Genomic DNA, 12,545 nt, shown 5'->3' with positions numbered 1-12,545 from the left:
ATGGTGGGGGGCGCGAGTTCTAATCCGGGCGCCCGCACCACCAACCCGGGGCCCCGCGAAGGGGGGCCCCTTCGTGCTTGCCCCCCCGGGGCCCCCCGGGGGGGGGGGGCGCCGCCCCCCCCCCCACCCCTGGGATCAGCTCCAGGCGAGGCCGGTGAGGCGCTCGTACGCCTCGATGTAGCGGGCGCGGACCCGCTCGACGATCTCCTCCGGCAGGGCCGGCGGCGGGGTCTCGGACTTCGGGTCCCAGCCCGACGCCGGGGACTTCAGCCAGTCGCGGATGATCTGCTTGTCGAAGGACGCCTGCGCGCGGCCCGGCTCCCAGTCGTCCGCCGGCCAGAAGCGGGAGGAGTCGGGGGTCAGCACCTCGTCGCCGATGACCAGGGACTGCCCGTCCTCGTCCAGGCCGAACTCGAACTTGGTGTCCGCCAGGATGATCCCGCGCTCGCGGGCGATGTCCCGGGCCCGACCGTAGACGGCCAGGGTGGTCTGCCGCAGCTGCGTCGCGATCTCCGCGCCGACGCGACGGGCGACCTCCTCGTAGGGGACGTTCTCGTCGTGTTCGCCGACCTCGGCCTTGAGCGCCGGGGTGAAGATCGGCGCGGGCAGCTCGGAGCCGTCGACCAGGCCCTCGGGAAGGGTGATCCCGCAGACCGTGCGGCTCTCGTCGTACTCCAGCAGGCCGGAGCCGGTCAGGTAGCCGCGGGCGACGCACTCGACCGGCAGCATCGTCAGGCTGCGACAGATCAGCGTGCGGCCCTCCCAGTCGGCGGGGGCGCCGGCCGGGAGCTCGGTGGACAGGACGTGGTTGGGCACCAGGTCGGCGAGGCGGTCGAACCACCACAGCGACATCCTGGTGAGGATCCTGCCCTTGTCGGGGATCTCCGTCGGCAGCACCCAGTCGAAGGCCGAGGTGCGGTCGCTGGCGACCATCACCAGCTGCCCCGCCTCGTCGCGGTAGAGATCGCGCACCTTGCCGGTGTGCAGGTGGATCAGGCCGGGCACCTGCACCGGCTCGGGCTTCTCGACAAATCCGCTCAAGGTGGTTTCCCTCGGAAGGCTGGGGGCGGGTGGCCGCCACGAGTCTTTCATGCGCGCGACGCGACGGATTCAGTGCACCTTGCAGATACGATCCAGCAGGTTGGCCGTGGCCCGCTGGATCCGTTCGTCCATGTGGCCGGGCCGGTCGAGCGCCGGCGACCAGGCGAAAGTGCCGCTGGCGAACACGTAGGCACCGCTCGGCGCCCGGTACAGCGAGGTCTCCTGGTGCGTCTGGAGGCCCTTCGCGTCGCGGTAGGGCGAGTGGGCGAGCAGCACCCGCTCCGTGGACTCCGGCAGCGCCACCCGTGGGAAGTAGCGGTCCGACTCCCCCGCTACCAGGCCCGGCAGGGCGTCGCCGTCGTGCAGCCCGGTGCCCTCCCACAGCCAGTGGTCGGTGTTGTGGACGATCATCGGGACCGGCTCCGGCACCCGGCCCGCGTACTGGATGCCCAGCACTTGCTGCTCCGGCTCCCCCAGCTCCCGCCAGAGCACGCTGGACGGCGCGTCGGCCTGCCGCTTGGTGCAGGTGAGCAGCCGGTCGGGCTGGCCGTCCGGGCCCGGGTGGAGCTGGACCTGCCAGTACATGGTGTTCGCCGAGAGGAAGACCAGCGAGGTGCCGCCGTCCCTGGCCCGCTCGACGGCCCGGCGCATCGGCGCGGACCAGTACTCGTCGTGGCCGGGAAAGACCAGGCCACGGTAGCGGGTCGGGTCGATCCGGCCGGCGTGCAGGTCGGTGGCGTTGGCGTAGGCGATGTCGTAGCCGTAGCGCTCGGCCCAGCGGATGAAGTCGTAGGCGTGACCGATGTGCAGCGGCAGCCCGGCGCCCGCGTAGGGGCGGTCGAAGGAGACGGTCGTGGCGGCCTCCGGCTCGCCCAGCAGCTCACCCTTCTCGCTCCACGCGTGGTAGAGGCTGGCGCCGGTACGGCCGTCCTCGGGAAAGAGGTTGTACGCCTGCCAGGTCACGTCCGGCAGGAGCAGCAGCAGGTCGGCCGCCCGCCCCGCGCGGACGGTGAACGGGATGTGGCTGCGGTGGCGGTTGTCGGCGGTGGTGAGCACGGCGACGTGCGCGCCGGGCGTCCAGTGGGTGGGGATCTGCAGCCGCCAGGACATCCACCAGTGGTGACAGGAGACCGTGCGCCCGGCCACCAACGGCGCCTGCTGGACCAGGCCGGAGACCCGCGGGCTCGCGGCGACGTGCCGGGCCCCGGCCCCGCCGTAGTGGCCGATCCGGTAGACGTCGACGGTGAACTCCTGCGGCGGATTGACGCTGACCCGCAGGTCGAGCGAGCCGCCGAGGTCGGTGGCGCCGGCCGCGAAGCCCTTGATCTGCCCGCCCACGTCGTCCGAGGTGCGCGGTCGGCCCAGCACCGGACGCGGCTGCGGCTCCAGTGCCCGCCGGGCTCCGGGCAGCAGTGCCGGGTCGACGTACCAGGGCACCATCAGTCCGGTGTCGTCGAAGTACTGGTCGGCGCCGCGCAGCCAGGGCAGGGGGCCCTGACCGAACGGGTCGGTCACGCCGTGTGCGAGCGCGCCGGACTCCCAGCGGCGGGTCTGCTCTGCACCCACTGCCCCCGACCCCCTCCTGGGACCTGCTGCTGACGTACCGTCATCGTGGCGCTCCGTGGGAACGCCCCGGGGACCGGCGGCCGAACTGCCGTCCGGGATTCCGTTACGGTGTGCTTCCGGGATCTCACCGGACGTGCATCACCATCGTAAGCACTGGCACGTCATCGCAGCAGGGGTCGTTCTCGCTGTTGACGCTCCGTCATCATGGCCGAAACGAGATCGGTGCCCCGCACCGCCGCTCACCGCAGCCGCGCGGGGTGGTCGGCCGGACGGTCGGTGGGTCGGTCGGAGGGCTGGTCCGCCGGGTCGACGCGGATGCCCAGCTCGTCCAGCCAGGCGCTCAGCGGCTGCTCGTCGCCGTGCTCGGCGGCGAGTGCGATCGGCGCGCCCAGATCGGTGCGGCGCGCTCCGTCGACGAGCAGCACCGGCCCGTCCAGCCAGTCCAGCCCCGGCTCGGCCCGCCCGGCGGCGACGGCCGCCCGGCAAACGAGGGCGTACAGGCCGTCCCCCAGGGCGTCCCGGCCGCTGCGCGCCCCGGTGACCGCGGCCGCGGGCGTGCCCGGGTCGGCGCCAGCCCGCTGGCCGGCCGCCCCCGCCTCGGCGCCTGCGCCGGTCTCGGCGCCCCTGCCCGCTCCGCCGCGCCGGGCCTGCGCGTCGAGCCGGGCCGCGAGGGCCTCGGCGCCCGACCGCCCACCATGCTTCCGCAGCGCTCGCAGCGCCGCGCCGAGCGCGGGGACCGGCGCCTCGTCCTCGGGCAGGCGCAGCGCCGCCAGCAGGGCGGCGGACTGGTGGGTCCACTGGGCCAGCACGACCTGGTCCGGGTAGTCGGCCCAGTCCAGCGCGGCGTTGCCGCCCGGCACGTCCTGCGGCACGGCCGGACCGGCGTAGAAGAGCCGGGCGGCCAGCAGCGAGGCGGCCTCGTCGACCCGGCCCGGCTCCTCCAGCAGATCGCAGGCCGGACGCTCGCCGAGACGGGTCTCGAACCCCTCCGCCGCGAGGCGGTCGCGCCGGGACAGCTCGGTGAGCGCGGAGACCACCCCGGCGTTGAGCCGGTCCGGGTGGCGGCCCAGCCGCCAGGCGGGCAGGGCGACCCTGGTCAGCAGCCGGTCCCAGCCGGCGTAGGCGAGGCCGACCTGCTCCTGGGCGGCGATCCGCTGCCCGTAGTCGACCTGCCGCGCCCGCTCGGACGCCCAGGCGGCGACAGCGCGCTCCATCTCCGCCGCGTGCGTCCGCGAGCGCCGCAGCAGCGAGCGTGCCGGTATGGACGCCCAGGCGCCGCCGCGCCCCTGGTGGGCGGCGAGGACGGCGTCGAGGCCGTGGGTGAACCGCCGTGCGGCGGAGATCTCCGGATCCAGCGCGCAGGCCGCGCCCGCGACGACGGGCGCGAGCAGCGCCCGCAGCTCGGCCACCCGCATCCACCACAGGAACGGCGAGCCGACCACGAGTGTGGGCGGGGCGGGCTCCGGGCGGTCGGGCGCGGTCTCGTCCTCCAGCCAGCTGTCGCAGTCGGGTGTCAACGCGACGGCGCCGGGCGCGGGCACCTCCATCCGCCCCGCGAGATCGCGCACGAGGCGGTAGAGCTCGGGCGCGTCCCGCTCGGTGAGCGGCACGTTCGGCGTCCGGTGCGGGCGCGCGCGCCGCAGCGCGGCAGCGAACGCGACCGCCCAGCCGACGGTCAGCAGCGCCACCGCGGTGACGGCGACGCGGGCCGCGTCCCAGGCCCCCACGTCCGGCGCGCCCGGCGCGCCGAGGTGCCCCGTGACCCTGCCCGCCGCGAGCACGGCGGCCACGGCGGCCGGCACGGCCGCCGTGGCGAGCGCGTACCCGCGCAACCGCAGGATCGCTCCGGCGCGGGCGGCCGCGGCATCCGCGACCACGTCGTTCGCTGAATCTCCTCGCACGGATCGGTTCACCGGTTCACCCCCTGCCGCCTACCGAAACCGACGCTTGTGGCTTTCGCACGTGTTTCGCCCCTGTCCGGTCCGACGCACGAGCCCGTCCCGGTGTTCCTGCCTCGGCCCGGAACCACTCGGATCGGTGATTCCCCGTGGACCGCAGCTTCCCCCTTGGCAGGGTGGTGCACCTGCCCAGTGCCTGCGCGCTCCCCCAGTGAGCGCGCCGGTCCTGGGCACGATACGGCCGAGGGCCGCGATACGTCAGCCGGATCCGGCGGGCATCACCCGAAGGAATGTGCGGGTACGGCAAACGCTGCGGAACCGCGGCGAATCTGCTTCCGTCGCACCGATTGGTCCGTGCAGGCGAGACCGTCCGCAGGCGAGCAACCCGGCAAACGCCAGGGGCGCGGGGAACTGCGCGAGCAACCACCCTGTGCGGATGACCCTGCTCGCTGAGCGACCCACCACGTGGGTGGCTTGTCGCGCCCACGCGGCGGAGCCGCAGATCGGCACAGCCTCGCGCCCCTGGTCGTGCACCTACCTGCGGGAGCCTCAGGCTGCTCGCGCCCAGGCGGCGGAGCCGCAGATCGGCACAGCCTCGCGCCCCTGGACAGGGCAACTACCTGCGGGAGCGAAAGCTCTTCCTACTCTCCGCGGGCCGCCTTGGCAGCGATGTCGGTGCGGTGGTGGCTGCCGCGGAGGGTGATCTTGTCAACCGCGTCGTAGGCGCGGGCGCGGGCCTCGGTGAGGTCCTTGCCCTTCGCCGTCACGGACAGCACGCGGCCGCCCGCGCTGAGGACGGTCTCGCCGTCCTCCGCGAGGCGAGTGCCCGCGTGGAGGACGTAGGCGGTGCCGTCGGCGGCCTCGGCCGCCGCGAGGCCGGTGATCGGGTCGCCGGAGACCGGCGCCGCCGGGTAGCCCTCGGAGGCGACGACCACGGTGACCGCCGCGCCCTCGCTCCACCGCAGCGCGGGGAAGTCGGCCAGGTGACCCGTCGCGGCCGCGTACAGCAGGCCGCGCAGGGGCGTCTTCAGCCGGGCGAGGACGACCTGCGTCTCCGGGTCACCGAAGCGCGCGTTGAACTCGATCACCCGCACTCCGCGCGACGTGATCGCGAGGCCCGCGTAGAGGAGGCCGGAGAACGGCGTGCCGCGCCGCCGCAGCTCGTCGACGGTCGGCTGGAGGACGGTGTCGAAGACCTCGTCGACCAGCTTCGGGTCGGCCCACGGCAGCGGGGAGTACGCGCCCATGCCGCCGGTGTTCGGGCCCGCGTCGTCGTCGCCCACGCGCTTGAAGTCCTGGGCGGGCTGCAGTGGCACGACGGTGGTGCCGTCGGTGACGGCGAAGAGGGAGACCTCGGGGCCGTCGAGGAACTCCTCGATGACCACGCGGTCGCACGCCGCGGCGTGCTCGGTCGCGGCCTGGAGGTCGTCGGTCACGACGACGCCCTTGCCGGCGGCAAGGCCGTCGTCCTTGACGACGTACGGCGCGCCGAAGGCGTCCAGCGCCTCGGCGACCTCCTCGGGGGTGGTGCAGACGTAGGAGCGCGCGGTGGGGACGCCGGCCGCGGCCATGACGTCCTTGGCGAACGCCTTGCTGCCCTCCAGCTGGGCGGCCTCGCGGCCGGGGCCGAAGACCGGGATGCCGCGCTCGCGCACCGCGTCGGCGACGCCGGCGACGAGGGGCGCCTCCGGGCCAACGATGACGAACTCGGCGCCGAGTTCGACGGCGAGGTCGGCCACGGCCGCTCCGTCGAGCTGGTCGACCGGGTGGAGCTGAGCGACCGACGCGATGCCGGCGTTGCCGGGCGCGCAGTGCAGGGAGGTGACTTCGGGATCGAGCGAGAGCGCTCGGCACAGGGCGTGTTCGCGGGCGCCGCCGCCGATGACAAGGACCTTCACAGCTCTAGAGCCTAGTGCCTGCCCCGGGGAGGGGCTTCCGAGGACCACCGGCGGGCCCCAGAGCGAGCAACCGAACCCGTTCAGTCACGGCAAAAAAGACATTTGGCAACGATTCGACCACAGGTCAGATCGGCTCCCCGAAAGCACCCACTCGTAGGGGTGAGATTTGAATCGGCCGACGAAGGCCGGATACAGCCGCCCACTTGCGGAACCCTCACGGTTTCGCACAACAATCCGACTCGAACCGCCACCACGGTCAGCCATTTGGCGGTAAGAAATAGCTCTTGGAAGCCAGCAGGGCCGAAGGACCGGCCGAAGGACAGGGAGTTCCACGGTGAGCCAGCCGGAGATGCAGCCCGAGGAGACACCCTGGGGCAAGGAGCCCGGGGCTGAGGACACCTCAGCCACCGCCGCTCCGGCGGTGCCCGCGCCCCGCCAGCCGCGCCCGGGTCCGGATCTGAGCGTCCGGCAGTTCCCGCTGGGCGACTGGGGCGAGCCCGCGGAACGACTGGAGGAGCTCTACCGCTGGTCGGAGGAGCGCGCAGTCGAGGCGATCGACTGGTACCACCGGGACCGCCGCTGGAAGCGGCGCGGTGCCCGGTTCCTGCGCGTCTTCGCTGCCCTCTTCGGTGTCGGTGGCGCGGTGCTGCCCCTGGTCGCGCTGACGGGCACCTGGAAGCCCGGGCAGGACTGGGGGTACGTGCTGCTGCTGCTCTCCGGCTGCTGCCTGGTCGCCGACCGCGTCTTCGGCCTCACCAGCGGCTGGATGCGCGACATCTCCACCGCGCAGGCGCTGCAGCGACGGCTGGAGGCCTTCCAGTTCGACTGGGCCTCCGAGTGCGTCCGCGAGGTGCTCGGCCCCACCGAGGGCACGGCCGGCGAGGCCGCCGAGCGCTGTCTCGGCGTGCTGCGGCGCTTCTGCGAGGACGTGTCGGACATGGTCCGCACGGAGACCTCGGAGTGGATGCTGGAGTTCCGCGCGTCGATGACCCAGCTGCCGACCCAGGCCGCGGGCACCTGGGGCGGCCGCACCGAGGGCACCGGAGCCCAGGTCCGCGTCCTGCCCTCCATCGGCGCCGGCCGCCCGACCATGCCCCGCCAGCGCCCCCCGGAGTCCCCGCTGCGGTGACGCGGGCACTCCGCCGCGCGCGCCCAAGGGCCCAAACACTGGCACATCAGGACACACACCCCCGGGACGAGAAGTCGTTCCGGGGGTGCGGTGTTTTCCGGCCAGGACTCCTTGTTACGCTCCACCCGCTTCGTGCACGCGCGGCACCTGCGAGTCCTGGCCAAGGGGCGGCACCGCGACGCGAGCACCAACTTTTCGGGTCGGTGAGTGAGGACCTTCGGTGGCTGAGAAACGACGTATGGCCGGCGCGCTCGGCGCGCTGGTGGCAGCGGCCGCGATAGCAGGCGGAATCCCCGGCACCGGAACGGCGGCGGCCGCGACGGCCGGCGCACCGTACGAGGTGACCACCCTCCCGGCGCCGGCCGCGGCGCCCTACCGCGCGGACACGCCGGTGGTGGGCGGGGCCACCGGCTTCCTCCACCGGGAGCAGGGGCTGCCCGGCTACACCTGGACGAACTACACGACCGGCGCCGACACGCAGGTGCAGCAGCTTGCCGGTGTCAACGCCCACGGGCCCGTCGCCGCCGGCGGGGACGCCGTCGCCTACTGGACCGGCAGCTCCACCACCCCCTTCCAGCTGACCGTGGGAAGCCCGGCGGCCGGCTCGGCGCCCTGGACCACCTACACCCTGCCGAACCTCACCACGATCCTCGGGGTCGGCGAGAACGGCACGCGCGCGCTGGTGCGCGAGGCCGACGGCCTGCACCTGCTCCAGCTGAACCCCGACGGCAGCAGCACGGAGGTGCCGCTCTCCGGGATGCCCGACCCGTCCGCGTACACGGTGGGCACCCTGCCGACGACGACCATGGACGCCGGCTCCGGGGCGGTGGCACAGTTCACCGCCACACCGAAGAGCGGGACCGCCGCTCCCCAGCTCTACCTGCTGCGTCTGGACTCCGGTGCGGCGGTCGCGGTACCGACGTCCTTCACCGCCTCGGGCAGCCGGTTCTCCGGCGGCTACCTGTTCCGCTCCACCGTCGACACGACCTCCGACACGGCCACGATCCAGTCGTTCAAGGTCGCCGACCTCCTGGCGGGCACGGCCACCACCCCGACGACCTCCTCCTTCTCCCTGGCCGGCGTCCCCTGGGTGGGCGGCATCGCGGGCGGTCAGGCGTTGGTGGTCGCCACCTCTGCCTCCGGCGTCCGCTCCCTCTACACCGTCCCGCTCGCCACGGGCGGCACACCGACCCTGGTCGACCCCGTGCTCCAGGTCTCGACCCCGAGCCCGCTGGTACCGGGCGCCGGTGGCGTGCTCGCGGTCGGCGGGACCAGCACCAGCCAGGCCGTCCAGCTGTTCTCCGACGCGGCGGACGGCACCTTGGCCACCAGTGCCGTGCGGCAGCTCCCGCCCCCGGCCGCGACCACGGTGACGCTGTCGATGGACTACGGCCAGGTCCGCCAGATGCTGAGCGTTCCTCAGCTGGACGGCACCACGAAGTTCGCCCTGAGTACCACTCCGCTGGCCACGGCATCGGGCATCGGGCTCGGCACCGGGCCGGCCTCCTCCGGCTACATGGGCGTCGTTCCCGGCCCCTGCGCGGTGGACGCGAGCTGCGTGCGCCTCGTGGACGGCAGCCGGTACGGCCCGTCGCTCATGACGGCGACCGGCCTCGCCTACGCGGGCAACATCCAGACCGGCTTCGCCGCGGGCGCGACCATCGTCGACTCCGACGAGGAGTTCGAGATCGTGGACGCGGGCGGCACCCAGTACCTCTGGGAGCCCGGGCAGAGTGTCAGCGCTCAGACCGTGCCAGTCACCGGCGCGGCGCTCTGGCAGCACACCCTGTGGCGCACGGCGGGACCCGGCGAGATCCAGGCCTTCGGCCTGCGCGACGGCTTCCTCTCGATGCCGCTCCAGCGGACCATCAGCACCGGCTCGTCCTGCGCGCCCAGCGAGATCCAGGTCGCCCAGCACTGGTTGTACTGGAGCTGCGGCAGCACCGGCCCGGCCGGTGTGTACGACCTGGCGACCAACGCGGAGATCTCCGTCCCGTCCGGGCCGGTCCTGCTCGGCGACGGCTACGTGGTGCGCCACGACGCCGCCTCCGGCCAACTCCGGCTGACCGACGTCCACGCCGACTCCGTCGGTGCGACGGCCACCGTGGCGACCTTCCCGGTGAGCGGATCGGGCGGCGACGACCGGCACCTGACCTGGACCGTCGACCGCACCAGTGGCGATGTCGCCTACGCGGACGCGGACAACGCCGTCCACGTCCTGAGCCCGGGTGTGCCCGCGTCACCGGTGTCCGCGTCGGCCGCGCAGTCCATCGACACGCTCAACGCGGGCGGTGCCGGCTACCCGTGGTCCGTCAGTGGCGTGCTGAGCCGCCCGGTCTCCTCCTGGCGCCTGGTCATCAGCCGGACGAGCACCGGCCAGCAGGTGCACGTCGCCACCGGCGGGCCGACCCCGGCGCAGTTCTCCTCGTCCTGGAACGGGCTGAACGACGCGGGCAGGAAGCCGTACAGCGGTTGGTACACCTGGCAGTTGTGGGCCACTCCCGCGGACGACGCCGCCGCGGCGCCGACGCCGGTCGCCGGAGCCTCCGGGTCCGTCCTGCTGAGCCTCGGGGTCCAGCCCTTCCGCACCTTCGACGACGAGGGCCGACCGAACCTCTTCGGTTCCCTCGCCAAGAACGGGGGCGGCTACTCGGCCGGGACCGGCATCACCTACGAGGGAGAGGACAACGGCGCCCTCCTCAACGAGGGCTCCATGGCGCCCTTCAACGACGCGCTGAACTACGGCAACGGCTCGGTCGGCACCGTGGTGCCCTTCGGCGACCTCAACGGGGACGGGCTCAACGACTTCCTCGTGCGGATGCGCAGCGGCGTGCTGGCCTACTTCCCCGGCGTGCCCGAGAGCTCGAACCCGCCGGCCAAGCCGGTCACCATCGGCGGCGGCTGGAACATCTACAACAAGCTGGTCTCCGTCGGCGACCTGAACGGCGACGGCCACGACGACCTCGTCGCCCGCGACAGCTCCGGTGCGCTCTGGTTCTACGCGGGCACCGGCAAGGGCGGCTTCGCCCCGCGGGTGCTGATCAGCGGCGGCTGGAACACCTACACCCAGATCGTCGGCGTCGGCGACCTGAACGGGGACGGGGCCGGCGACCTGCTGGCCGTCGACGCCAAGGGCTACCTGTGGCGCTACCTCGGCAACGGCCACGGCGGCTTCGGCGCGCGGACCTACCTGGGCTCGGGCTACTGGGTCTACAACGCCCTCGTCGGCGTCGGCGACCTGAACGACGACGGCCACAACGACTTCGTGGCGCGCGACAGCTCCGGTTCGCTGTGGCTGTACCGCGGTGACGGCAAGGGCGGCTTCACCGGCCGCAGCCGGATCGGCGGGGGCTGGACCATCTACTCCTCGCTCTACTGAGGCACGACGACGGAGGGGGTACGGGGCGAGCCCCGTACCCCCTCCGTCGTGTCAGGTGACCGGATCAGGCGAAAACGATCATGGAGCCCTGGGCGAGGGCTCGGGTGGCCGCCGCGTGGAGGCCGGTCCAGGCGTGGCGTTCGCGGGCGTACGGGCCGTCCTGGCCCGGGGGCGGGTAGGCCGGGCCCTCCAGGGTCGTGGGTGCGACCGGGCGGACGGGAACCGGGGGGAGCTGGTGGTCGATGCCGATGTGCGGGGCGACCGACTCCAGTTCCTTGAGAAGCCGCTGCACCGAGCCCAGCGGGCCGCCCGTCGCCAGCAGGGCGTCGTCGACCACGGGGGTCTCGAAGTCCAGCGGGACGTAGGCGCCGGCGTGGTCGAAGTGCCACACCAGGTGCGACTGCTCGGCGGTTGCCTCGAACATCTCCAGCAACTGCTCGTAGTCGCCACCGAGCTCGTCGACGGGCGTGACGTCGAGGCCGGTGAGCTGGAGCAGGTAGGCGCGGCGCAGGAAGTGCAGCGAGTCGTAGTCGAAGGCCGCGACCGGCTCCACGTCGCCGCTCAGGCCCGGCATGTACGGGAAGACCGGCAGCTGTGGCAGTCCCGCCGCGGCGAGGGAGCCGTTGTAGATCGCCAAGTCCTCGGCGAAGGGGTTGTCCGGGCTGAGCACCAGCAGGTCGACCAGGGGGACGAGCCAGATGTCACAAGCCAAGACGCTCTCCAGACGCGCTGCTTCAGGTGGTCCGTCCACCCTACTGCGTCGTCGTGGGCTCCGAGGCGCCTTCCCGCTGGGCCGGGACCTGGGGGGAGGCCGCACCCTCGGGCACCGGTCGGCCGCAGAGCGCGGCCATCTGCTCCAGGGACTCCTGGTTGTAGGCGAGCAGCATCGCGTGGACGCCGGGCTGGTCGCCGGCCTCGATCAGCGCGACCAGCTCCAGGTGGCGGGACCAGCAGAAGCTCGCCAGGTCGTCGCGGCCACGCAGGTAGCTCGCGGCGAAGATCCAGTACTGGACCCGGAGCCAGTCCAGGTAGTCGCCGATGCGTCGGTTGCCGGCGAAGGCGCCGAGCTCGGCCCAGAAGCGGCGGTCACAGCCGACCAGGACGTCGAGCCGGCCGGCGCGGGCGGCACGGACCGCGGCGTCGGCCCGGCGGCGCAGCGAGGCGACGGCGCCCGCGTCGAGTGCGGCGAGCCGCCCGGTGGAGCCCGCCAGGCGCCGGAAGATGCCGTCGATGACGAGTGAGCGGGCCTCGACGATGTCGACGAAGTCGTCCCAGGTGAAGCGCGGCACCGCGAAACCGCGGCCCGGCTCGACGACGAGCATGCCCTGGGCGGCGAGGTCGACCAGGGCCTCGCGCACCGGCGTCGCGGAGACGCCGTACAGCTCGGCGACCTCCTTGACGGTGAAGTGGCGCCCGGCAGCGAGGCGTCCGGCCATCAGCTCGTCGCGCAGCGCGGCGGCCACCTGCTCGCGCAGGGAGCTGCGCTGGACGGCAGGTCGGCCGGAGGGGGCGGCGGAGATGGAACGGTCGGAGGTGGTGGTGCCGGACGGCATCGCGCTTCCTCCACTTCGCCTGGGTTCGTGCCGATTTCAGCCCGGCTGCGAGATTTCATCCGCATACTGCCGGTCCATACC

At 73.3% G+C, this 12,545-nt stretch carries 8 protein-coding genes; 2 read left to right on the top strand and 6 right to left on the bottom strand.

All coding sequences use genetic code 11. The features are described 5' to 3' along the window. Positions 1-135 precede the first annotated feature (135 nt). The 4 genes from ABH931_RS02720 to purD all read right to left on the bottom strand — a co-directional run bounded on the left by ABH931_RS02720 (position 136) and on the right by purD (position 6,403). Entirely contained in the window at positions 136-1,041 is a 906-nt protein-coding gene (locus tag ABH931_RS02720) for a phosphoribosylaminoimidazolesuccinocarboxamide synthase (RefSeq protein WP_370109430.1), read from the bottom strand. A 69-nt stretch (positions 1,042-1,110) separates the two neighbouring features. Further along, positions 1,111-2,607, bottom strand: coding sequence for a N,N-dimethylformamidase beta subunit family domain-containing protein (locus tag ABH931_RS02715; RefSeq protein WP_370109428.1), 1,497 nt, complete (start codon positions 2,605-2,607; stop codon positions 1,111-1,113). A 239-nt stretch (positions 2,608-2,846) separates the two neighbouring features. Then, positions 2,847-4,484: a hypothetical protein gene (locus tag ABH931_RS02710; RefSeq protein WP_370109426.1), complete on the bottom strand. Its 1,638-nt coding sequence runs from the start codon at positions 4,482-4,484 to the stop codon at positions 2,847-2,849. Positions 4,485-5,146: 662 nt separating this feature from the next. Next, on the bottom strand, positions 5,147-6,403 hold the full coding sequence (purD, locus tag ABH931_RS02705; RefSeq protein ID WP_370109424.1) for a phosphoribosylamine--glycine ligase: 1,257 nt from the start codon (positions 6,401-6,403) through the stop codon (positions 5,147-5,149). Positions 6,404-6,737: 334 nt separating this feature from the next. Between purD and ABH931_RS02700 the strand changes: the two genes are divergently transcribed. Together ABH931_RS02700 and ABH931_RS02695 are read left to right on the top strand one after the other, a co-directional pair. Next, positions 6,738-7,532: an SLATT domain-containing protein gene (locus ABH931_RS02700; RefSeq protein WP_370109422.1), complete on the top strand. Its 795-nt coding sequence runs from the start codon at positions 6,738-6,740 to the stop codon at positions 7,530-7,532. A 220-nt stretch (positions 7,533-7,752) separates the two neighbouring features. After that, complete coding sequence (locus ABH931_RS02695) at positions 7,753-10,911, top strand: FG-GAP repeat domain-containing protein (protein ID WP_370109420.1); 3,159 nt, start codon at positions 7,753-7,755, stop codon at positions 10,909-10,911. Between the two features lie 64 nt (positions 10,912-10,975). On the opposite strand, the gene ABH931_RS02690 is transcribed toward ABH931_RS02695, so the two are convergent. After that, a complete protein-coding gene (locus ABH931_RS02690; RefSeq protein WP_370109418.1) occupies positions 10,976-11,623 on the bottom strand; it encodes a hypothetical protein in 648 nt (215 codons plus the stop codon). A gap of 40 nt (positions 11,624-11,663) precedes the next feature. Further along, positions 11,664-12,464 carry a GntR family transcriptional regulator gene (locus tag ABH931_RS02685; RefSeq protein WP_370109416.1) on the bottom strand — a complete coding sequence of 267 codons (801 nt, stop codon included), beginning with the start codon at positions 12,462-12,464 and terminating at the stop codon, positions 11,664-11,666. Positions 12,465-12,545 lie beyond the last annotated feature (81 nt).

Origin of the sequence: Streptacidiphilus sp. MAP12-33, assembly GCF_041261265.1 — a bacterium.
Taxonomy (GTDB): Bacteria; Actinomycetota; Actinomycetes; order Streptomycetales; family Streptomycetaceae; genus Streptacidiphilus.
Note: the sequence above shows the minus strand (reverse complement) of the source record. Positions and strands in the feature narration are given on the sequence as shown.

Coding starts and splice junctions, on each gene's coding strand:
- ABH931_RS02685 (WP_370109416.1), bottom strand. CDS start 12,464: ATGCCGTCCGGCACCACCACCTCCGACCGTTCCATCTCCGCCGCCCCC.